The sequence below is a fragment of the Lachnospiraceae bacterium genome, from assembly GCA_025758065.1.
In the GTDB taxonomy this organism is placed as follows: Bacteria; Bacillota; Clostridia; order Lachnospirales; family Lachnospiraceae; genus Enterocloster.
Genome location: CP107199.1, coordinates 904860 through 926610 on the forward strand (window position 1 = coordinate 904860; position 21751 = coordinate 926610).

The following is a 21751-nucleotide window of genomic DNA, read 5'->3' on the forward strand; positions in this document are numbered from 1 at the left end:
GTTAGCATGGTGTTCTGTCCTCCTTTCAGTTTTGGGGTAAAGAGGTGGGGTGGCAAATTGCCACCCCATCCCTGCGGTTATGCTGTTTACTGGTCAAAATCCGGGTACAGCTCCAGCTGGGCAAAGTCCTCATCGGTCATCGCACAGAGCTTCGTAAGGGCGCTGTCGGTTAGCTCCCTCAGTTCCGTTTCCTCCGGCGAAAGCTCGCCGCGCATCTCACGCAGGCTGTCGATCAATCCGGTGCGGCTGCCGGTATTGTAAATGCACATCAGGTTCATTTCCTCAAAAGTAAAGTTTCCCATATCAAATCTCCCTTTCCGCACTCTTTTTTGGTGCTGTCTTTTTGTGTTCTGTCTTGGGCTGGCCTTTCAGCTGCTCCATGACGGACTTTTTCTTTTCCCGTTCCTCCCGATGGGTGGCGGCTGCCAACTCCATCAGGGAAATGGGCTGACCGCTTCGGGCCTGCTGTTCCAGCTCTGCCACCGTAGGCTCTTTTGCGCCATTGTTGATGATACCGTCGATCATGCCATAATCGTCCTCCAGGGCCATTTCCGCATTTTTCAGCGGATTTTCCGGCAGGAATCCGGGGATCTGGGTAAAACCAACGCTGTCGCAGTAATGACAGGATACCTTACCGTCCTGTTTGATCGCAACGATGTCGCTGACGCTCATGGAGGGACTGTGAAAGTCTACGGGTTTTTCCAGATTGAATTGCTGATAGAGTTTTTCCAGCTGCTCCGGCACAGTGCCAGACTCACTCAGCGGAGCGGTGTAAATGAGGTCATAATTGCTGCGGTCTACGGAAACATCATGGGACTCTAACCAGTCCAGATTCATAAAGCGCACATTTTGCGGATCGTTACGGCTCACCTGGTAGATGGCAAAGCAGTTTCTGTTCTGGGAGAGAAATGCCTGTTCTCGTTCCTGCTGATGTTCCTGACGCTCCATGACCTTTTCGTGGAACTGAGGGCTTTTCTCCCATTCCTCGCGGTCCACACCGAAAAGACCGCCATGCTCCATGATTTCCTGCGGGTCAAACACCATGCTCTCCGTATTGTCCTCATGCAGCACATAGACGGTCAAACCGGCAGCATCCAGTTCCAGCGCCCGTTCTCTTGTAACAGGGAGCATCCCGTCATAAGAGTAACCGTATTTCTGCATATCCGGTGTGGAGACCTGCTCATCGGGCGTTGGGTATTCATCCAGCGCCTGCTCCTGTGCCTCCGGCAACTGGGAAGAAGCGGCCATCTGACCGACCTCTGCCTGCATCTGCTGATAGGCAGCTTCCTGCAAGGTCTCGATCATAGACAGGGGAGCGTGTCTAAGTGAAGTGCTGTCCAGATCGTTGTCATCACAAATCTGGAGAACTGCCTTCATGCGGGAAAGCTCCGGCATATCCAGCTGACCGCCATCCAGCTCTTTCATGGACGCGGCATCGTAAAGGGTGTAGTCCCAGCCGCTGTCACAGGGCTGAATATGAAGATAGGTGGCATCGTCAATTAGAAACAAAGCCTCCTGCTGGTTTGCCTCCGCATCAAGAACCGCCATTTCCGGCTCTTTTTTTGCATTGGGGTCAATTCCACGCTCTTTGCAGATTTCCTTATAGTGGCGCTCAATGTCAGAGATCAAAGTGCCGGAGGTCTTATTGATGGTCTCCAAACTGGCTCTCAGCTCTTTCAGTTCCTTGCCCTGACTCCAGCTGGCAATATAGCCGAAGCTGTTTTCTCCGGTTTCAATGCCAAAATATTTGCAGACTGCATAGGAGATGCTTTCAGCCTCTACTTCTTCCGTGTGACGGTCTTTCTTCTGTTCCTGCAAAAACTGGGCGAGAGTAGAAAAGCCGCCAACAAAATTCAGTCCTTCTTCCTCGGTCAGCATCAGGCGTCCATTTTCCGCCAGCTCCAGCGGATCTGTCAGCAGAACGGAACCTGCATGGTTTACAACCACTCGTTCTTCTACACAGACCGGCTCTCCGGGGTCGTAGTCAGAACCGCGCAGGTCATAGCAATAAACGCCCTCCGGCAGATTATCACGGACAATCCGCCCATTGGAGAACAGACCAGGTTTATCAAACAGCTCGATCTCCTGATATTGCTCGTCATTGGCAATCTGAATCTTTTTCTGATTGTGGAGCTTGCTGTGGGCAATCTCGTGAACCGTGGCCGAAACCGTCTGCACCTCGCTCATGCCCTGACGAATGGCAATTTTCTGATGATTGGCAGAAAAATAGCCGTCCGTATCGGCGGCCATTGCTTCAAAAGTGATCGGCATCGGCGCACTGCGGCGCAGGGCCTCCATGAATGCCTCATAATTGGGCACATTGCCGGAAAGGGAGGAGACAAGCTCCGGCAAAGGTTTCCCATCGGTCTGGCTCACATCAAAGACCTTGACCGGGCGAAACATGGGGATCTCGATTTCTTTTTCCTCTGTGATGATCTTTCCGTCTTTATCCAAAATCGGAGCCTTGGTATCCGGGTCCAGTTTCTGCTCCTCGATTTTCTTCTTGTACGGTGTGGGGGCGATGATGGTAATGCCATGTTCTCCCTTTTTAACATGACGCTCAAACTGGTCTTTCCACTTATTGTATCCGGCTACCAAAGTGGCGTCCGGCTTCTGCATATAGATGAGCATGGTGTTGTTTACCGAATAGCGGTGGAAGCGGGACATAACGGACAGATAGCGCATATACTTTTCACTCTCAAACAGTTCCTTGATGCCCTGCTCGATGCCGTCTGTGATTTCCCTTAGCCGCTCTCGGTTGGTGGGTTTGTTCTCAGCCATGATTTTCAATCTCCTTTCCAAGTGTGTGATTTCTGCTGTGTGTTCTGCAATCCATGCCTTTTGTTCTTCTTCACTTTCATAAAGAAAAAGATCCAGCAGGTACTCCACATAGATTTTCTTATGGATTGCTTCCACAAAGCGGGGGTGCGGTTTCTCCTCCGGTGTCCGGGGAGAATGGTCGGCCTCCCATTTTTTCAGCAGATAGTAGTAATCGGACAGTACGCGATAACACTGCTGCCGGTCCTCCCGAAACTTTTGTGCCTCGGTTTTCTGCCGGACATACCTCCTGCGGGGAGGGGCCTGACTGTCATAGATCAGGCCAAAGTCCTGTGCCAGTTTCTCCGCCGCTTCTTTTGGGGAGAGGTCAAAGAGCTTTGCGGTAAAGTCGATCACATCCCCATCTGCACCGCAGCCAAAGCAGTGGAACCGCTGATCTACCTTCATGCTGGGGTTCTTATCATCGTGAAAGGGACAGCAGGCCATACCATTTCGTTTGACCTCGATCCCATAAAACGCTGCCGCTTCTCTGGTGCTGACCGACTGCTTGACTGCTTCAAATACATTCTCTGCCATGTGCCTTTAACTGCTGGACTTTCTCACAGGGGGCTGGTATCCGGCAGCTTTCGCACGCTCACTGGCAGCTTTGCGACGCTCGGCGCTGTATGGCTCCCTGACTGATACACACCGCTTGGGGACGGTAAAGTTATGGGCGTCCTTTCGGGTGATCTGGTCGGGGTGCTTTTTTGCCAGCAGTTCCAGCTTCTCCATCAAACGGGGATCGTGGGTGTAGACCTCAGCCATTGGTTCTGCCTGGTTATAGAGGAGAATGGTTTCCCGTTCCGCTAAAGAGAGCTTCATCGGCTGCCTCCTTTCCGCTGGTCAAATTCCAGCTTGAAGTTGGCGTACTGTCCATCGTCCTCCAAAACCACAGTGGCATCGTAGGTCTTGCCGGTTTTCTCCGAATATAGGCCCGTTACACGGACACGGCCATCTTTCAGCAGTGCAGACACCACAGCCTTGGTCGGCTGTTTTTTCTTGGCAGCCCACCATTTGTTATTTTTCCAGATTGCAAATTTGCAAGAATCATTCTGACAGAAGAAGCCTTTTTGCAGTTCTGCAACTTCACCGCCGCAGCGGGGGCATTTGCCTACCACCTCACGGGGCGGGGAGAACAGGTACTCGGTTCCCTTGATGACCTGATAAGTTCCCACCAGATCTTTCAGCATGGTGCTGATCCCGTCCAAAAACTCCTCCGGGGCAAGCTGCCCGCGCTCGATCTCGCCCAGTCGGTACTCCCACTCGGCAGTCAGAAGCGGCGATTGCAGTTGTTCCGGCAGAACGGTGATCAGGGAAACTGCATCGTGGGAAGGGAGAAGCTGCACCGTTTTCCTGCTCTTTTTTCGTTCCAGAAAACCGGCAGATACCAGCTTTTCCAAAATACCGGCACGGGTGGCCGGTGTCCCCAGACCTTTTCGCTCGGCATCCTCCGGCATATCCTCTTTTCCGGCAGTCTCCATCGCGGACAATAGGGTGTCCTCCGTAAAGTGCTGAGGCGGACTGCTTTTGCCTTCTTTGACGATTGCCGCAGCAACCGAAAGGGTCTGTCCTTCAGTCAGCTCCGGCAGGGCTTTCTCTGCGCCCTCTTTTTTCGGCTCCGCATCCTTCATTTTGGCACGGTAGGCGTCCTCCAGTGCTTTCCATCCGGGGTGCTTCACCGTTTTTCCTTTGGCGGTAAACTCCCTACCGGCACACGCTGCAATCACAACGGTTTCCGAATAGATATGGGGCTGGGCCACGGCACACAGCAGACGCAGGGCCACCAGCTCCAGCACCGCTTTTTCTCCCGCAGGAAGGGCAGAAAGGTCTGCATCCTTGAGATTTCTGGTAGGGATTACTGCGTGGTGGTCGGTTACTTTCTTGTCGTTGATGACCGTCTGCGGATCACAGGTAATGGCGATCCCTTTGCGAAATGGCATAGCATTGGCAACCAGATTCACCAGCACCGGCAGGCTGTCTGCCATATCACCGGTCAGATAGCGGCTGTCAGTACGGGGATAGGTGCAGAGCTTCTTTTCATACAGGCTTTGCAGATAGTCCAGGGTCTGCTGGGCTGTAAATCCAAGCAGGCGGTTGGCATCTCTTTGCAGAGTAGTCAGGTCATAGAGGGCAGGCGGCTTTTCGGATTTTTCCTTGCACTCCACTTTTTTGATTGTGACAGCTGCACCCTGACAGGCTTCTTTCAGCTGCTCTGCGCTTGCTCGGTCACTCATGCGCTCCCCGGATACGGTAAGACCGGGCAGCTCCAGCGCCACGGTATAAAAAGGAACCGGCTTAAATGTGTCGATTTCAGCTTCTCGCTGGACAATGAGTGCCAGCGTTGGGGACATCACGCGCCCGATGTTGAGGGTGCGGTGGTACAGCACGGAAAAAAGCCTTGTGGCATTGATCCCCACCAGCCAGTCGGCCTTGGCACGGCAGAGAGCAGCATCCCGAAGTCCATCATAATCTACACCTGGGCGCAGGTTTGCAAAGCCCTCCCTTATGGCGGAGTCCTCCATCGAAGAAATCCAGAGCCTTTTCATCGGCTTTTGGCAACCTGCCAGCTCATAGACGCTGCGAAAGATCAGCTCGCCCTCGCGTCCGGCATCACAGGCATTTACTACCTCCGTCACATCCGGGGCGTTCATCAGCTTTTTGAGAATATCAAACTGCTTTTTCTTATCCTTTCCCACTACCATCTGCCAATGCTCCGGCAGAATAGGCAGGTCATCATATCGCCACTTGGCGTACTTGGGGTCATAGCTGTCTGCATCCGCAAGACCGGCCAGATGGCCCACGCACCAGCTGACACGCCAGCCGTTGCCCTCCAGATACCCGTTCTTACGGGCAGTTGCACCGATCACCGCCGCCAGACTTTGTGCAACCGATGGTTTTTCAGCAATCACCAGCTTCATAATCTTCAACCTCCCATTCATTCTGCCAATTATCAGACAGTTTTTTTGCAATGCTGTGTTCTGAGGCAAGTGTAATGTCATAGCCAAAGCGATAATCATATCGGTACAACCTGCCAATCAAATCATTGATTATGATATTGCAGGCCATAATCACACGCTCTTTATCCACCTGCATCAGTTGATAGCGTTGATAATTGTTGTAATATTCTCGATGTCTGTGGGTTCTGCTGACCGTATCTTCCATCAGACAATCTATGGCATCTTTTTCACCATCTTCTTTGCTGCCCTGTGTATAAGACAACAGTTCCTTAACCATGGGAAAACTTTGTTCATCTACCGTTGCTTCTTCGCTCAAAAAACCGATATAAGCTTTTAGTAACAGGCTAACTGCTGTTTTTTCAGCTTCAGATAAAGCGTTCATGGTCTCCGCTGCATCAGGCAACAGTTCCTTTTCCACAAATTCATCTATCTCACCAGAATAAAGCATTCGGATTGAGTCCACACATAAAGAGCGCTTTTGGGGTGCGGTCTCAATTTCAAAATCATAAAGATCCAAGTCATCGTCCTTCTTTGACTTTTTTTGAACTTTGCTGATAGCAGTGAAAAGAATGTCTCCTCCAAAGTAAATTCCGAAGGCGACCAGATCAAAAATAATCAGAAAGTGTAATAACCAGTTCCATGTGTTCATTGTGAGGTCCTCCTTTCTTTGACCATGTGCTGATTTTGGGTGTGGATTTACAGTAAGAGAGCGAGTAGAGCAGCAGAGGACAGGAATTTCTCCCTGTCCTCTGTCCCTTATCCCGCAATGATTTGAAATACGCTACGCTCAAATGGTTCAATCTGCTCTATCGCGTTCCTCATTAGGGTCAGAACCCTCAAAACCATCCTCAAGGACTTCCTCATCTTCGGTTTCCCATTCCTCGGAATCTTCCTCACCATAATCATAATCGTCCAGACTGTCATTGCCCTTGGTCTTAGGCTTATTCTTAACGAGCTTCAAGTAGGCAAATACGCCACCGCCGCCCAGCAGAGCCAGCAGAAGGATCAGCGCAGCCGGGTTCAGTCCGGCAGGCTTCTCTTTTTCCGGCTCCGGTGTTTCTGCCGGAGGTTCCGGTGCTTTTCCCGTACATTTACTCTTATCAGTTACACAGACCGGACAGGCCGCATTAACTGCCCCTGCTTCATATTTCTTCGTGCAGCTGCACACAGCAGGCGGCTCCTCTTTGGGTTTTCCATCTTCCATCAGCGCCATCAGGTCCGCTTCATCCACCTGGTTCAGAAAGTGAACAGCAGTCTTTTTATCCTCGTTGGCCCTGTCGATCAGGATATAAAAATAGTTGCCCGCCTTGGTGGTAACGGTAATGAGCTGTTTATTGCCCCCGAAATCATCCACCAGAGCGGCGTTGCCCTCCGGGGTCAGCGGAGGTGCTTTTTCCGTTTCTTCCACCACCACATTGCTGTCATTGGTGGTATCCTCTGCCGGGGGCGGCGCTGCGCCCTGGGCAAAAGCGGGAACGGCAAAGCCCGATGCCAGCACCAGCGTCAGGCAAAGGGCGGAAAGTGTTCGGAGCAATCGTTTATTCCTCATAGCTGTTTTCCTCCTGTTCGTTGTTGTCATCAGCAAAACTGCCGGGAACTGTGCCTCCGGACAGCATGGCGCTCAGCTGAGCCGGGGTCATACGCAGTGCGCGCACCATCTGGACGATCTCCAGATTTTCTGCCTCGGTTTTCTGTACCTCCAGCGCCTTGAGCTTTTCCTGATACTCTGCGATCTTCTCGCGGACCTTAGCAATCTCCTGGTCAATGCGTTCAATTTTGTTCTTTGCCATCGTCTATCACTCCTTCTAAAAAATCTCTGTTACCAGTTCATCAGGCCGTAGCCCTTGATACTCTGATAATTCAGGTCATAACTTTTGATCTTGCAGGCATCGCCGGAATTTCCCTCCACGGTATAAACACGGCTGCCATCGGTGCCGACAACAATTCCCACATGGTCTGCGGAACCATCCAGATCCCAATCGAAGAAAATGGCATCACCGGGGGCGATGTTTTCATATCCTCGTGCGCCCCACTGTCCATGAGACTGGAACCACGGAACACCCTGAGACTGACAACCAGCAAAGCGTGGTTCCGTTCGACCGGATTGACCATAGCACCATGATACAAAGCAGGCACACCATTCCACACGGGAGTCAAAGCCGTACCAGCTCCAATAAGGTTGTCCTCCCACATTGCCCACCTGACTTTTCGCCAGTTCCACCAGCTGCGGATTGCCGGGGCGGGTGCCATTGATAAATTCAACACCAGTCAAATCTTCAGAAACACCTGTATCGGGAGAACCGCCACCAAATAACAGCGGCTTATTGCCCATAGTCTGTCGGTAGACCTGGTACATCTCCATCTGCTCCGGAGTCAGTAGTTCTGGCGCAAGAGAGGCAATGGAACGGCTTGTTAAAGTTACATGGAGAATACGATATTCATATTCATGCTCATCACCATCTTCGTCAGTGTAAGTGCGAATCTGAATTTCTTCTCTCAGCGTAAGCTGATACTGTGCATCAAACACACGATCCAGCTCTGCCTGTGCGCTGTGGCGTGTATAGCCTTGCAAGACAGCAGAGAGAACTGCCGCCAGCTCATGGGGGTCATGGCCAATCATATCCAGGTTATAGCGATACTCGTCATACCCTGGGTGGCTGCTTTCGATGTTGTCGATTTTCTCCTGCAACCGAGCTTCTCTGTCTGCATAATCTGCCTCCACCGCCAGCATATCCGGGTCATCCGATGGATAGGTAGTGCCGGAAATTACAGAACCAATACTCTGTGCCATCATAGAGCAGGAGGACATGGTATTCATCAGCATACAGGCGATGAGGAAAAAAACCCCTGCCATCAGGAAGCCCTTCTTGTGGCGCATGACGAATGCCCCTGCCTGCTGTGCCTTTTCTTTTACCGTCCTTGCGGCTTTTCCGGTTTTGGACGCAGCCTGGGCGGTATTTCCGGCAGTCTGACCGGTGCGCTTGGCGACGGCATACTGCTTTTTGATACGCTGTTTTTGCTGCCAGCGGGAGAGAGGGTTGCTGGTAAACTGAGGATTTTCCCGTAGGGACTTCTGGTACAGGGCATTTACATTTGCCTTTTCCAGCTTCTGCTCGGCCTGGGCTACTTTGCGGTACGGCTTCAGCTTGTGGCTGCGATAGCCCTCCCGCACCAGATAAGCGCTGGTCTCCACCGCCTCCTCGGACTTGTGGGCGCTTTCCACGCCCACATTGTCCTGTTCTGTTTCCCGGATCTCTTTGTGAAACTTGCCCGCGACCAGATGGACGGGAGCTTCCTTAACCCCTTGAGAAAGTTTGGAAGGTGGTTTTTTCTTGTCCTCAAAGGTCAGCTTCGAGGTCTTTTTCCCGGTGTCCGGGTCAATGACCGTCTGTCTGACTTTTTTCTTTGGAATATTGGCCTGCGCCTTATCTGCTCTGGCCGTAGCTTTCTCCGTTTTGCGGATCGGCTTTTCCAGTGCAGGGTCAGCCCGTTCCTCATCAGTAAAGCGCAGGCGCGGCTCTTTATTCAAACCAATCACCCATTAGGATAGCATCCATCATGTGGTGCAGCTCCACATAGAGGGCCAAACCTTCCGGATCATATAGCGGATGCACGGTGAGATACGCATGGACTTGCGCCAGAATCTCAGAGAGCATTGTGATAGGTCTGCACCCTACAATGGTTGCTGCACCAGGGGCACACATCATATTCGCCCAAATCGAAAAGAGACGGGCAAGACCAATTTCGCCATCCTCATTCAAGGTTTTGAGTTCTTTGTCAGCGGTACGACACTCAACAACAGCGGAGGCCATTACCGGAAGCAACATGAATTCGTGAGCCTCCAATGCCTCACGGAAAAAAATCATGGTATCAAGTTCGCAAATATTCTGTTTCATAGTTATTCATCCTCCTTTTTCAGTTCCTGGGGTTTGGTGGTCATAATGCGGTAAAGCTCAGTATTCTTCGGGAAGTGGTCAACGAAGGGCAGGATGGTGGAGCCATAGAACAGCAGGCCCTCGCCCTCACCGGAGTGGGTCACATAGCTAAGCTGGTGCGTGGAAATGCCCAGCTGCTTGGCGAGAATCTGACGGTCTCCGCCTGCCTGGTTGAGCATATACACGAAGTCGGAGTTTTCAAAGATGTTCTCCACCTCGCGGCTGCTCAAAAGGTCTTTGACATTCTGGGTGATACCTGTCGGAATACCGCCCCATTTGCGGAATCGCTTCCAGATTTCCACCGTATAAGCGGCGGTCTGCTCCTCCTTCAAAAGCAGGTGCATCTCGTCGATGTAATAACGGGTGGACTTGTGGGCAGCGCGGTTAATGGTAACGCGGTTCCACACCTGATCCTGGACCACCAACATACCGATTTTCTTGAGTTGCTTGCCCAGCTCCTTAATGTCATAGCAGACAATGCGGTTATTGATGTCCACATTGCTCTGGTGATTGAACACATTGAGGGAGCCGGTTACATAGATTTCAAGGGCCGTGGCGATATACTGGGCTTCCTTTTCCTCCTGTGAACGGAGCAGGTTATATAGGTCCTCCAGTATGGGCATATTCTCCGGGCGCGGGTCATTGAGGTAGGTCTGATAGACCAGACGCACACAACGGTCGATGATGGTTTTCTGCACCGGCTGCAATCCGTCCTTACCGCCCACGATCAGCTCACACAAGCTGAGGATAAAGTCAGACTTGAGGGACAGCGGGCTTTCATCATCCGAATAGTCCAGGTTCAGATCCATCGGATTGATGTAGTTGGTTGAGGTAGGCGAGATCTTGATGACCTGCCCATGCAGACGATCCACCAGAGGTGCGTACTCCGCTTCCGGGTCACAGATGATGACATCATCATTGGTAAGCAAAAAGCAGTTGGCAATCTCACGCTTGGCGCTGAAAGACTTACCGGAACCCGGCGTACCCAAAATCAAGCCGTTGGGGTTTTTCAGCAGCTTTCTATCCACCATGATGAGGTTGTTGGACAGGGCATTGATGCCGTAGTACAGGGCTTCCTTGCCGTTCTGGAATAATTCCTGTGTGGTGAATGGTACAAAGATAGCCGTAGAACTGGTGGTCAGCCCTCGCTGAATCTCGATCTGATTGAGTCCCAGGGGCAGACAGCTCATCAGCCCTTCTTCCTGCTGGAAGTCCAGTCTGGTCAGCTGGCAGTTATACTTCTGGGCAATAGAGCCTGCCTGAAAGATGTTGTTGCCAAGCTGACGGGGGGTGTCCGCTGTGTTCAGCACCAAAAAGGAGACCAGGAACATTCTCTCGTTTCGGCTCTGCAAATCCTGCAACAGCTTTTTCGCTTCGCTGCCGTAGGTGGCAAGGTCAGAAGGAATGATGTCCATGTTGTATCCGGCGCGGACTGCTTTTTTCTGTTCCTCAATCTTACTGCGGTCCAGATCGGTAATCTTACGCTTTACCGTTTTGATGGCTTTCACCTGATCCACCGACTGAATGTGCATACTCACAATGAGCGAGCTTTCCATATCCAGAAAATCAGCCAGCAGACGGTCATTCAGCTCTGGGGCTAAAATCTGCAAAAAAGAAACAGCCCCGTATTTCTTGCCCATACGGAACTGCTTGCCAAAGAGCTGCGCATCTGTGAGCAGCGGGTCACGGCAGCTTTTAAGAAGTTGGTGGAGCTCAAGCTGGTATGGGAAAAACGCTGCGGGCGAGGTGATGCCAATCAGATCTATCTTGCCCGTGTCACACCGATCGAAGATCCGGACTATTCCTGTGCGCCGTTTATCACGGAGGATGAATCGGAAGTACGCGGTTCAAGAACTGCAAAATCCGCGTTCCCAGAACCGCAGAAATTGACGCCAAGTAAGAAAGAAAAAAGAAAGATTGATCAAAGTCATATGGAAGTCCGTCCGTCTGTCAGAGCCCCAGCGCAGGACGGACGGACCGACGGGGACGCAGAAGAAGAACTTTTGGATATTTTGGACGGCTGCGAGCTTGAATGCTTCGCACCGGAAACCGCTCTGGTGTTTGAAAACGCCATTGAGCGGCTTTTTTATGCCGACAGCTTCCGTATTGGCAATGCCACGCTTCCGCAAAGCCGCGTGCGGGCAAAGCTCAGACGGCTGGACGGCATGATCCTGCGGGAGGCAGAGAGTAAGCTCCGCGCCAATCAGGAGCGGAATGTAAAAAACAGCACGGCCTACACCATGGCAGTGCTGTTCAACTACATTGCCGAAAGTGAGAGCGATCTTATGATCGACCCATATCTCAACGCCATCTGCGCAGTAGTTTGAAGGGAGGAAGATCAATGCTGCTATCCAATCAGCAAAAGTATATTCTCGAAATACTCAAGGAGTTTAAGTACCTGCGTGTCCGCCAGCTCCATGCTCTGGTGCAGCCCGGATTTTACTCGAAAGACGGACTGCATGAACCATTTCTCCTGCGCTTTACCGGAAACGGAAAGGGGGCCGGATACCTTTTCAGCGTGGCATGGCTAGACGCCGCTACTCACATTGCAACCGTCCCCCGTATGAAGGGCGAGCGGATTATCTGGATTTCCGAGAGCGGTTCCTTTGGAGAAATCGATCTGCCCCGGCATCACTTTTTCGCCGCCCGACAGAAGGACGGTACTCATCGCTTTTTTGGCTCCAATGAGCCGGAAAAAATATAACACTTAGGAGGAACATTATATGGCAAGGAAAAAAATTACCCCTGAAGAAGAGATCGTAAATACTGCCGTTGAAGGAACCGCTCTGGGGAGTGTCCCTGCGGGTAGCGTGCTGCATGACGAGGCAGGCACAGATACCGGCGACGTTCCCGCAGAGTTGCCGGAGGGGGATCTTTCTGCGTAGGAAACGGCAGAGCAGTCGGAGACGCTTCCTGCAATGGAGGCAGCCGAGGCGAAGCCGTTTGGACTATCTGCAGCAGAAAAAACTGCATCCCAAGAAGAAAATGATACTGTTGAGAAGAGAGCGGAAGAAGCGGAACTGCACGAAGAGACGTCGGAATTTCTTGAGGCAGCAGAGGATTTGCATTCAAATCTGCCCGCATCTGCGCCGCATGGTTCTGAGGCCGATGGAGCGGATTGTGGCTTTGAAGAGCCGGTCACGGAAGAAGCCGCTGCAGAACCTGCGGAGGATGAATACCTGGCAGCAGATAACGCCGAAACGCTTGATGCGTCGGATGAAAAGAGCGAGCGCACGCTCTTCTACGAGCTGGACTTCAATGAACTGGATCGGGGTCTGAGCGAAGAGGAACGGAAAGAATGGAACTCCATCTATGCCTCTTTCCGCGGCCGCAGCGCCATTACCGGAACGATCATCGGTGTGGATCTCTACGCAAGATACCTTCCGCGCAGCGAGGCAAGAATGCTTGAAAATAAGCGGGAACTCTGTGCCGTTGTGGTGCCGTATCGCATCCCCATTCTGATCCGCGAGTCCGAAATGTGGGAACTGGGAGAGGAGCGACCCGACTTCGTGCTTCGAAATATGGTGGGGGCCAGCATCGATGTAATCGTCACCAAGGTGGAGCGTACCGCTAACCGTGCACAGGCGTCCCGCCGTCAGGCCTGTCGCAGCCAGCGCCGCTTTTTTGCTGCCCGTGAGAATCTTCATGCTGGCGGTTCCCGCATTACCTGCAGGATGCTGGCGGTCGGCCCCCGCCGTTGCCTTGTGGACTGCTATGGTTACGACCTTGATATGACGCAGAAAGAGATCCGCTACGCGGCCATCCCGGATCTTCGCACGAAGTTCCACCCGGGTTCGGAGATCGACTGCATTGTAAAGGAGTATCACCCCGTACTGGTGAACTGATTGTTTCCGCGAAAGAAACGGAAGTCAACCCCTTCTTTGGTGCGGAGGAGCGTCACCCTGTAGGCTCCCGCCGCTTTGCGATGATCTCCGGAAAATATGGCGGCGGCGTGTTCTGCAACCTCCCTGATGGCGTTACCTGTATGTGTAACTACTCCTATCAGCACGAGGATGCGGACTTCATGGTGGGCGAGCACGTCATGCTGATGGTGCAGCGCTACGATCAGGAAAAGCTCCAGATGTACGGCAAGATTATGAGCAAGTGGTGATCTTTCGTAAACGTTTTGGATCTTGAAAGCGACCTAAATTTCCTTACAGTTTGCCCCCCGCAAAGAAGCCATTTATTTATCCGATAGCCGGTGCAGCAGCACCGGCTATCACTTTGAAGGGAGAACTTTATGCGGAAAAAACTATCTGTACTTTGCACGACATTCCTACTGCCCCTGCTGATGACCGTTCTAGCGTTTGCGGCGGACAGCCCCTTTTCCGATGTTGCCCCGGACGCACCCTATGCTGAGAGCATCGCCTATCTGGTAGAGCATGGCATTACCAACGGCACCGGCGCGGACACCTTCTCTCCGGACGCACCCGTGACCGTCCGCCAATGGTCGGTCATGCTATGCCGCGCCTATGGATTGCCCATTGAGGGCGACACATGGGAAGAAATGAGCTACGTCGCCATGGTTGAGGCGTACAGCCACGGCTGGATGTATTCGTCCATCTTCTCTGCGCCGGAGACACAGATGTGCCGGGGCGCACTCTATGACAGTGCCTCTGCCGCCGCAGGTATCCCCATTTACGACAACACCCTCTACGATAACCACAAAAGAACTCATTGTCGGCGCAAGTGGAATTGAAGTTGGTGAAAACTGTGCGGAACACTTCGGGCGGGATTTGAGCGCGGCGCTGACTGAGCGCCGACGCGGTAGCTTGAATGCCCGCATCGTGCAAAATCTTAGCTAAACTACCGCCCTCCGCGCTAATCAAAAGGCGTATGACCGTTTCGCGTGTAAGGGTGCGCTTCCGTGAAAATTCCCTGCCACGGTTGTAGTGCGCCGTGGCGTTTCTGATAGCGGCGTTCAATGCCGTCCTAATACGAGATACCATGAGAGTTAGCCTCCGAACGAAAATTCGCCGGATGAAAGAAGAAAACACCAAACGCACGCCTTTCGGGGGCGTGTACGCTTGATGTTCAAAATGCTCGCTACTTTTCCTTTGGCTGTGTGTTTATTCTCTCAAATTCAGGCTAACTCTCAAATAAAAGCAATCAAAAACTTCTAAAATTCAATCAATTTTGGCTAAACTCTCACATTTTGGCTGTCTCAAATTCTGCTTGCGAACACCGTTTGATGTTGTCAAGATTGGTTGACACATTTTTCTCAAGGACATCATGGACTATGCTGCTATACGCAGAGAATCATAGTATCTCTGTCGCTTGAGCATGGGAGGAAGACCACCATTGGTGGTGCAAATCCTCCGATTGTTCCAATAACTGATAAAGTATCTCCAGATTAGAGACTTCAGTTCGGACACAGTCAGGTTTTCACTGTTGTATCGGTCATACAATAATTCTGTCTTTAGACGCGCCCACATGCTTTCACAACGGGCATTGTCATGGCATCGACCACCGGCACTGTTCATACTTTGGATGATTTCATATTTTCTCAGGGTGCTGCGGTAAAGCTCACTGGTATATTGGCTACCTCGATCGGAGTGAAGCACTGCTCCTTGAATTTCAGGATATGCGATAAAAGCGTTTTCTACCGTATGCTGGCAAAGCGTTGCCTTCATCGTGGTTTCCATTGCCAGCCCCAGTACTGCTGAATCAAAACAATCGAAGATTGCCGAAACATAGAGTTTTCCATCTTTTGCTTTGATTTCGGTGATATCTGTCACGCATTTTTCAAGAGGCTTTTCTGATGTGAAATTTCTCTTAAGAAGATCATCCGATTTACGAGCCTCACGGTCTGCTTTCGTAATTCCTTTCGGATTACGCTTAGGACGATGACTGAGACCGATTTTTTCCATGACTCTATAAACGGTACGCTCACTGGGGATAGGAATGCCATCAGGTCGTTTAAGAGTTAATGCCTGGAACATACGTACACGTCCATAGGTGTCGTTGCAGACATCCTCAGCATGGATTTCAAGCATGGTATCTGCAAGCGTCTGGTATTTCCACGGACGGTCTTTTACGGACAGATATTTATAAAATCCCTGGCGGCTCACATGTAACATACGACAGTAAAAAGCCAGTTTTCCCTTGATGGTGCCATCGTCAGTCTTAATCGCAATGAATTTCATTCTTTCGGTCTTAGAGACTTCCGACGGCTCGCTGCGAAAAAAGCGCTGGCTTCTTCCAGAAACTCGTTTTCTTCTTTCAGACGACGAATTTCTTTATCCTGATCTTTCACGCGTTTTCGAAGCATGGTTAATTCCTCCGCAAGGCTCATGGCAGATTCTGGAGTATGGGCACCTTCTCCAATATCCAGTTGTCCGGTTCTTACGGCTTTAAGCCAGGTATGGATAGTCCCTTCAGGAATTCCTAATTCTTTAGCGGCTTTCGCACCACCGATTTCTTTTGCAAGCTTAACTGCCTGCACTTTGTATTCATGATCGTACTTACGTTGACTTCGTGCCATAGTTGGGCACCTCCTTATTCTCTTGATTATACTATGAAATCCTTGAGAATAGGCTGTCAACTTTATTTATACACCATCAGGTTTAATGCGGGAAAAGGAGCAAATATCCACCAAACGGTCAGGATAAAAATTAGATACACCAATGGCACGAATTTTTCCTTCTTCGTATAGTTCTTCCAGTGCCCGCCATGCCCCGTAATAATCCGAATACGGCTGATGCAGCAGGCAAAGATCAAGATAATCTGTACGTAGCTTTTCCATAGAGTCTAAAACCGACGCTTTAGCTTTCTCATAGCCGTAATGTTCGATCCAGACCTTTGTGGTCAGGAAAATATCTTTACGGTCAACACCGGTTTCTTCAATTGCTGCACCGACCTGCTCTTCATTATAATAGCTTTGTGCCGTATCAATGGCACGATAGCCGGCCTTTAGTGCATCCAGTACGCAACGTTCGCATTCCTCCTGTGTCACCTGAAATACGCCATAGCCCAACTGTGGCATTTTCACACCGTTGCTCAAAGTAATATAGTCCATAACAAAAGCCTCCTGTTGTGTTAAATTTTATTCTGTGGTATTATCGTAACAGCCGGTAGTTACTACCGGTCAAGGATTTTTCAAAAACAGGAGGCTTTTTTGTGTATTCTATGAAAGAGGCTTGTACTCTCACCAATATGACCTATGAAAATCTGAAATTCTACTGCAACGAGGGATTGGTCCCCAATGTCAAGCGTGACAGACGAAATTATCGTGTCTTTGACGAACATGACATCAAATGGATTCAGAGTCTGAACTGCCTGAAAAGCTGTGGAATGAGCATTGCAGAGATGAAGCAATATCTTGCTTTGTGCATGGAGGGCGAAGGCACAATTCCGGAACGTAAGGTGATTCTTGCAGAAAAAAAAGAAACCTTGCTCCAATCCATTACTGAACTGCAAAAGGCAGTGGCATACATTGACTGGAAGCAGAGATTCTATGACGATGTGCTGTCAGGCAAGACAGCGTATTACAGTAATCTTGTTCCGGAATTGCTTAAGTGATATATCGGTACAGTTGACACAGCAAATTTCGATTTTTGCCACCGGACAGAACCCTATGCACTCCCTCGCCGCTCCGGCGGAGCGGGCAGGAAAAAGCCCCACGGGAGTGATTTCCCGTGGGGCTTGCAGCTCTATCCAGTTTTACGATCCCCTTTCGGCCTTGGGGGCTTCCCACTGTGTCGGTATCTACCGTCAGCGCACCGTGGAAAATGTCCTAAAAGCTCAGCTTGTAAACTTCCATAGACTCACCAAAAGCTGACTTCATTTTAATTCCATTCCTCTGCCAACAGGAAATCGCGGATGTTGCGGTGCTTGATCCCGTTTCTGCTCATGTCGAACTCATCCAGAGAGACAACATATTTCGGGTAGTTATCGCGGATATTGTCATACGCGCCGAACTCACGCTGAACGGTCTCATCGGATGCCAGCAGATAGGCAACCTGAACATACTGTTTTTCTCCACTCTTGTCACATACAAAGTCGATCTCCTTGTCTCCGGTTCTGCCGACAGTCACTTTGTAGTCCCGGCGCAGCAGCTCCAGATACACGATGTTCTCCAAAATGAAAGAGAATGATGGAGATATTTCGCCCTGTTTATTCTTGTAGTAACCAATCGGCTATATCGTGAATTTCGATTCCTTCATAGCTATATTGGGGATGTTTGGTTCTGGCAATAATCATTTTCGGATAAGCATCTCGAATCTGGAGCAGAGGTGAGTATTCTCTCTCAAATGTTTCCTGCCTGGAAATGTCGTCGCTTACCTGAATATAAATCTTCTCGCTGCCTCTCTGAGCAACAAAGTCGATTTCCTTTTGATAAAGCTTGCCGACATAAACATCATATCCACGGCGAAGAAGCTCGATGCATACGATGTTTTCATATACTCTTCCATAATCCATATTTCTGCTCCCCAGTATTGCATATCGAATACCGCTGTCACACAAATAGAATTTCTCAGAGCTTTCAAGGTATTTCTTACCTCGGATGTCGTATCTCTTAATATCATAAAATACAAAAGCATTGCACAAATACTTAATGTACTTACCGACGGTTACATGATTGGTTGGAGTCTCATTTGCTGTCAGCAGCTGACTGACCTTATTAGGCGAAGTCAGGTTGCTGATATTATCCATAAGGAACTCACTCAGACGCTGCAAAACCAAAGTGTCCGGCATAGCATATTTCTGTACTAAGTCCCTTGTAACAATGGTTTCGTAGACTTCCTTTATATAGTTTGTTCTGTCTTTTTCGGTTCTATAAGCATAGGAACCTGCTAAACCGCCCTTGATAGCGTACTCATCAAAGAGCTTATCTTTGTCACTGATATCATCATAATATTGACAATATTCCTGGAAGCTGAAAGGAAACACATGAATTTCAATATAGCGTCCGGTAAACAGAGTTGCCAGATCTGCACTCAACAGGAAAGCATTAGAGCCTGTTACATAGATGTCGTATTTTCCCTTAGAGTATAGGCTGTTGATTGCCAGCTCAAACTTGGGACACATCTGAACCTCGTCTATAAACAGGTAGTTCGTTTTGCCTTCCTGATAATGTTCTTCCACATAGGCGTGTAAGGCATGGTATTCCTTGATTTCTTCATACGCCAAATCCATGAAGTCGATGAAGATAATATTGATGTTTTCAAAATTGCTTTTCAGATACGCAATATACGCCTGCATCAATTTGGACTTACCAGATCGACGAATACCTGTAATGATCTTGATGTCAGGAGTGCCATTCAGTTCAATGATTCTATCGAGATATTTTGCTCTCGTGATTGTTTTCATATAGTCACCCACTTTCAAAAACTGAAGTTTTTTCATTTTTCGAAACTGCTTCGTTGTACTTAGTATACTGTCTGCTAATAGTATATGCAAGATGTCGCTTTCAAAAACACAATTTTTTTTATTTTTTGAAAGTGGAAACTATGTAAAGGCAACCCGATGCTTTACTTAATTTCAGGAAAAATAAAAATGTTTTTGAATCAAAAGAAATTGCCGGAAAGATACAAATCAATATTGCCAGCTTTGAAAAATGGTACGCCAATCAGATTAAATATCATAAAGTTACCAGAGAAGAGCCAGGGAAAGAATTAAAATCCTGATCCTATTCTGTTAAGGAAGTCGCAGATTTGTTTGGGGTTGATGATTATCTTATTTATGAATTACTCAAGAAAGCATTTTATGAGAAAAAGAATCTGAATCCACAGATGCATGTACAGCAGGAAAATAATAATGCAACTGTTGCTGATGAAGCCGATCCGGAACTTCTGGCAAAAGTATTGGCAAATCCAGAGATGCGGGCGTTGCTCAATTCACTGGCAAAGACGATGAAGTAATAAATTCTATATCCAAATGAGTATATTCATTGTGCATATGGAGAATTTATCTCCATCAAATCTATTGAAATCTCCATCATTTAGCATTAAAATGATGGAGATAGATTGACAGAGAGTGACAATAGGTTGGAGTTCTCCTAAGCACTAGTTGAGGGTTCGATTCCCCCTGGGAACGTGCATTTTTTACAGCAATGATCGTAAAAGCTCATTGCTGCATTTTCTTTTTTCCAGTGCTTGTGAGCACCGAAAGAGCACTTAAACGCAGATATCGGGCACCGAAATTTATTAATGGGCACCAATGCAATAATTCAATCCTGGCACCGAACGGAGATAACTACAGCGTAGGATAAGGATTGGGGTGTCAATGAATGTAAATATGGTTTTCTTGCCTGAACAAAACAGGCCTGACGGATCTATCCGCTCAGATTAAATTAAGAATCTATTCTGGGCGGATTTTTTCGTTACAGATATTTTGGAGGTGGAATACATATGAAGCAAGATACCTTAGAAGGAAAAGCAAAAACAAAAAATGGAATAAAACGATTGTGCTTTTCCATAATCTGTATTCTTCTTGAAGTGATTTTTATTATTACTATCGTAACGCGCTTGAATGAATATGCAGAAATCATAAATTTATTTACCGGAATTTTAAGTGGAATCTTAGTTTTGAGATTGTATGCGTCAGATAAGACATCTTCTATGAAAATGCCTTGGGTCATTTTAATTCTGATTTTCCCAATTATGGGTGTAGGCCTGTATTTATTGATTGGCTTGAATGGTGGTACGCATAAAATGCGTGAGCGATATGCAGAAATCGATAGCAAATTGTTACCAATGCTTCCAGACAATCAGGAGTGTTTAAGCAGAATAAAAGAAAAGATTCCGAAAGCAGGAAATATTGCAAGTTACATACAAAGAAATTCGCGGTATCCAATCTATCAGAATACGGATATTAAGTATTTTGATGAAGCAGTGAAGGGATTAGAGGCACAGCTTGAAGAACTTGCGAAAGCACAAAAGTTTATCTTCATGGAATATCATGCGATAGAAGATGCTGAAGCCTGGCATAAGATTCAAGATGTTCTGGAAGAGAGAGTAAAAGCCGGTGTGGAAGTCAGGGTATTCTATGATGATATGGGGTCTATAGGTTTTATTAACACAGATTTTGTAAAAAAGATGGAGAGTATAGGAATTCATTGTCGTGTATTCAATCCATTTGTGCCAGGCTTAAATCTATTTTTGAACAATCGTGATCACAGAAAAATAACAGTAATTGATGGAAAAGTTGGATTTACAGGTGGATATAATCTGGCAAATGAATACTTTAATTATACGCATCCGTATGGGCAGTGGAAAGATACCGGTATTCGTTTAGAAGGAGATGCTGTTCAGTCGCTTACAGTGACATTTTTAGAAATGTGGAATGCTGTTAGTGAAAAAGCTACGAATGATACTGATTTTAGTAAATACATTATTCATTACGATTATAAAGCACAGCAAACAGGTTTTGTTCAGCCTTATGCAGACAGTCCTATGGATAATGAGCAGGTCGGAGAAGAAGTTTATATCAGTATGATAAATAAGGCCGAAAATTACTGTTGGTTTATGACACCATATCTAATTATAACAGACGAAATGACACATGCGTTATGTCTGGCTGCTAAGCGAGGGGTAGACGTAAGAATTATCACACCAGGAATTCCTGATAAAAAATTCATTTATAATATAACTCGCTCTTTTTATCATGGATTGGTTAAACATGGAGTGCGAGTTTATGAATGGACACCAGGATTTTGCCATGCGAAAATGAGTATAGTGGATGACTGTATGGCAACCTGTGGAACAATCAATCTGGATTATAGAAGCTTATATCATCATTTTGAAAACGGCTGTTTTATGGCAGATTGTCAGGCAGTTGTGGAAATTAAAAATGATCTGATAAGAACGATGGGAGAATGTCGTGATGTAACAGATCAATATTGTACTGGGCGCAGTGCATATTTGCGACTGGGACAATTATTTATGAGATTATTTGCTGGATTGTTATAAGAATTTAGTGAAACGACCTTTCAAAAAATAGTTGATTTTGAGAGGTCGTTTTTGTAATGTCTGATTGCCGGTACAGGAAATTTACATGGATAAAATTAATTCTGTTGAGGTAAAATTGAGGTTGACTTTG

The 21751-nt window shown here is 48.4% G+C and carries 21 protein-coding genes and 3 pseudogenes; 9 read left to right on the top strand and 15 right to left on the bottom strand.

Annotated features, from left to right (window positions below):
• Positions 1 to 86 precede the first annotated feature (86 nt).
• The 10 genes and pseudogenes from OGM16_04205 to OGM16_04250 all read right to left on the bottom strand — a co-directional run bounded on the left by OGM16_04205 (position 87) and on the right by OGM16_04250 (position 11364).
• Positions 87 to 302, bottom strand: coding sequence for a transposon-transfer assisting family protein (locus OGM16_04205; GenBank protein ID UYJ47484.1), 216 nt, complete (start codon positions 300 to 302; stop codon positions 87 to 89).
• A gap of 1 nt (position 303) precedes the next feature.
• Positions 304 to 3354: a YodL domain-containing protein gene (locus tag OGM16_04210; GenBank protein ID UYJ47485.1), complete on the bottom strand. Its 3051-nt coding sequence runs from the start codon at positions 3352 to 3354 to the stop codon at positions 304 to 306.
• 6 nt (positions 3355 to 3360) lie between these two features.
• A complete protein-coding gene (locus OGM16_04215) occupies positions 3361 to 3639 on the bottom strand; it encodes an immunoglobulin (GenBank protein ID UYJ47486.1) in 279 nt (92 codons plus the stop codon).
• On the bottom strand, positions 3636 to 5735 hold the full coding sequence (locus OGM16_04220; GenBank protein UYJ47487.1) for a DNA topoisomerase 3: 2100 nt from the start codon (positions 5733 to 5735) through the stop codon (positions 3636 to 3638). The genes OGM16_04215 and OGM16_04220 overlap by 4 nt, the downstream gene beginning before the upstream one ends.
• Positions 5716 to 6423, bottom strand: a complete 708-nt coding sequence (locus OGM16_04225; protein UYJ47488.1) for a conjugal transfer protein TraG — start codon at positions 6421 to 6423, stop codon at positions 5716 to 5718. The genes OGM16_04220 and OGM16_04225 overlap by 20 nt, the downstream gene beginning before the upstream one ends.
• A gap of 147 nt (positions 6424 to 6570) precedes the next feature.
• The gene (locus OGM16_04230; GenBank protein ID UYJ47489.1) at positions 6571 to 7323 is read right to left on the bottom strand and encodes a DUF4366 domain-containing protein; all 753 of its coding nucleotides are present in this window, start codon (positions 7321 to 7323) and stop codon (positions 6571 to 6573) included.
• Entirely contained in the window at positions 7313 to 7564 is a 252-nt protein-coding gene (locus OGM16_04235; GenBank protein UYJ47490.1) for a DUF4315 family protein, read from the bottom strand. The genes OGM16_04230 and OGM16_04235 overlap by 11 nt, the downstream gene beginning before the upstream one ends.
• Before the next feature lie 29 nt (positions 7565 to 7593).
• Positions 7594 to 9303: a CHAP domain-containing protein gene (locus OGM16_04240; GenBank protein UYJ47491.1), complete on the bottom strand. Its 1710-nt coding sequence runs from the start codon at positions 9301 to 9303 to the stop codon at positions 7594 to 7596.
• Positions 9296 to 9670: a DUF3851 domain-containing protein gene (locus OGM16_04245; protein ID UYJ47492.1), complete on the bottom strand. Its 375-nt coding sequence runs from the start codon at positions 9668 to 9670 to the stop codon at positions 9296 to 9298. Before OGM16_04245 ends, OGM16_04240 begins: the two co-directional genes overlap by 8 nt.
• A gap of 2 nt (positions 9671 to 9672) precedes the next feature.
• Positions 9673 to 11364: pseudogene (locus OGM16_04250) on the bottom strand (ATP-binding protein).
• Positions 11365 to 11412: 48 nt separating this feature from the next.
• Here OGM16_04250 and OGM16_04255 point away from each other — a divergent pair.
• The 6 genes from OGM16_04255 to OGM16_04280 all read left to right on the top strand — a co-directional run bounded on the left by OGM16_04255 (position 11413) and on the right by OGM16_04280 (position 14408).
• Positions 11413 to 12036, top strand: a complete 624-nt coding sequence (locus OGM16_04255; GenBank protein UYJ47493.1) for a hypothetical protein — start codon at positions 11413 to 11415, stop codon at positions 12034 to 12036.
• Between the two features lie 14 nt (positions 12037 to 12050).
• Positions 12051 to 12413: a hypothetical protein gene (locus tag OGM16_04260; protein UYJ47494.1), complete on the top strand. Its 363-nt coding sequence runs from the start codon at positions 12051 to 12053 to the stop codon at positions 12411 to 12413.
• Positions 12414 to 12432: 19 nt separating this feature from the next.
• Positions 12433 to 12594, top strand: coding sequence for a hypothetical protein (locus OGM16_04265; GenBank protein UYJ47495.1), 162 nt, complete (start codon positions 12433 to 12435; stop codon positions 12592 to 12594).
• A 33-nt stretch (positions 12595 to 12627) separates the two neighbouring features.
• Positions 12628 to 13554 carry a hypothetical protein gene (locus tag OGM16_04270; GenBank protein ID UYJ47496.1) on the top strand — a complete coding sequence of 309 codons (927 nt, stop codon included), beginning with the start codon at positions 12628 to 12630 and terminating at the stop codon, positions 13552 to 13554.
• A gap of 80 nt (positions 13555 to 13634) precedes the next feature.
• Entirely contained in the window at positions 13635 to 13820 is a 186-nt protein-coding gene (locus OGM16_04275; GenBank protein ID UYJ47497.1) for a hypothetical protein, read from the top strand.
• Between the two features lie 129 nt (positions 13821 to 13949).
• Entirely contained in the window at positions 13950 to 14408 is a 459-nt protein-coding gene (locus tag OGM16_04280; GenBank protein UYJ47498.1) for an S-layer homology domain-containing protein, read from the top strand.
• 538 nt (positions 14409 to 14946) lie between these two features.
• Here the strand turns inward: OGM16_04280 and OGM16_04285 are convergent.
• From OGM16_04285 to OGM16_04295, 3 genes and pseudogenes are all read right to left on the bottom strand, one after another.
• Positions 14947 to 15855: an IS3 family transposase gene (locus tag OGM16_04285; GenBank protein ID UYJ47499.1), complete on the bottom strand. Its 909-nt coding sequence runs from the start codon at positions 15853 to 15855 to the stop codon at positions 14947 to 14949.
• Positions 15852 to 16193, bottom strand: coding sequence for a transposase (locus OGM16_04290; GenBank protein UYJ47500.1), 342 nt, complete (start codon positions 16191 to 16193; stop codon positions 15852 to 15854). The genes OGM16_04285 and OGM16_04290 overlap by 4 nt, the downstream gene beginning before the upstream one ends.
• A gap of 84 nt (positions 16194 to 16277) precedes the next feature.
• Positions 16278 to 16727, bottom strand: a pseudogene (locus OGM16_04295) (aldo/keto reductase).
• Between the two features lie 101 nt (positions 16728 to 16828).
• On the opposite strand from OGM16_04295, the gene OGM16_04300 reads away from it, so the two are divergent.
• The gene (locus OGM16_04300) at positions 16829 to 17230 is read left to right on the top strand and encodes a MerR family transcriptional regulator (protein ID UYJ47501.1); all 402 of its coding nucleotides are present in this window, start codon (positions 16829 to 16831) and stop codon (positions 17228 to 17230) included.
• A gap of 266 nt (positions 17231 to 17496) precedes the next feature.
• Here the strand turns inward: OGM16_04300 and OGM16_04305 are convergent.
• Positions 17497 to 17799: pseudogene (locus OGM16_04305) on the bottom strand (ATPase).
• 25 nt (positions 17800 to 17824) lie between these two features.
• Complete coding sequence (locus OGM16_04310; GenBank protein UYJ47502.1) at positions 17825 to 19057, bottom strand: ATP-binding protein; 1233 nt, start codon at positions 19055 to 19057, stop codon at positions 17825 to 17827.
• Between the two features lie 308 nt (positions 19058 to 19365).
• On the opposite strand from OGM16_04310, the gene OGM16_04315 reads away from it, so the two are divergent.
• Together OGM16_04315 and cls are read left to right on the top strand one after the other, a co-directional pair.
• On the top strand, positions 19366 to 19572 hold the full coding sequence (locus OGM16_04315) for a hypothetical protein (protein ID UYJ47503.1): 207 nt from the start codon (positions 19366 to 19368) through the stop codon (positions 19570 to 19572).
• Positions 19573 to 20061: 489 nt separating this feature from the next.
• A complete protein-coding gene (gene cls / locus OGM16_04320; GenBank protein ID UYJ47504.1) occupies positions 20062 to 21621 on the top strand; it encodes a cardiolipin synthase in 1560 nt (519 codons plus the stop codon).
• The last annotated feature ends 130 nt before the right edge of the window (positions 21622 to 21751 follow it).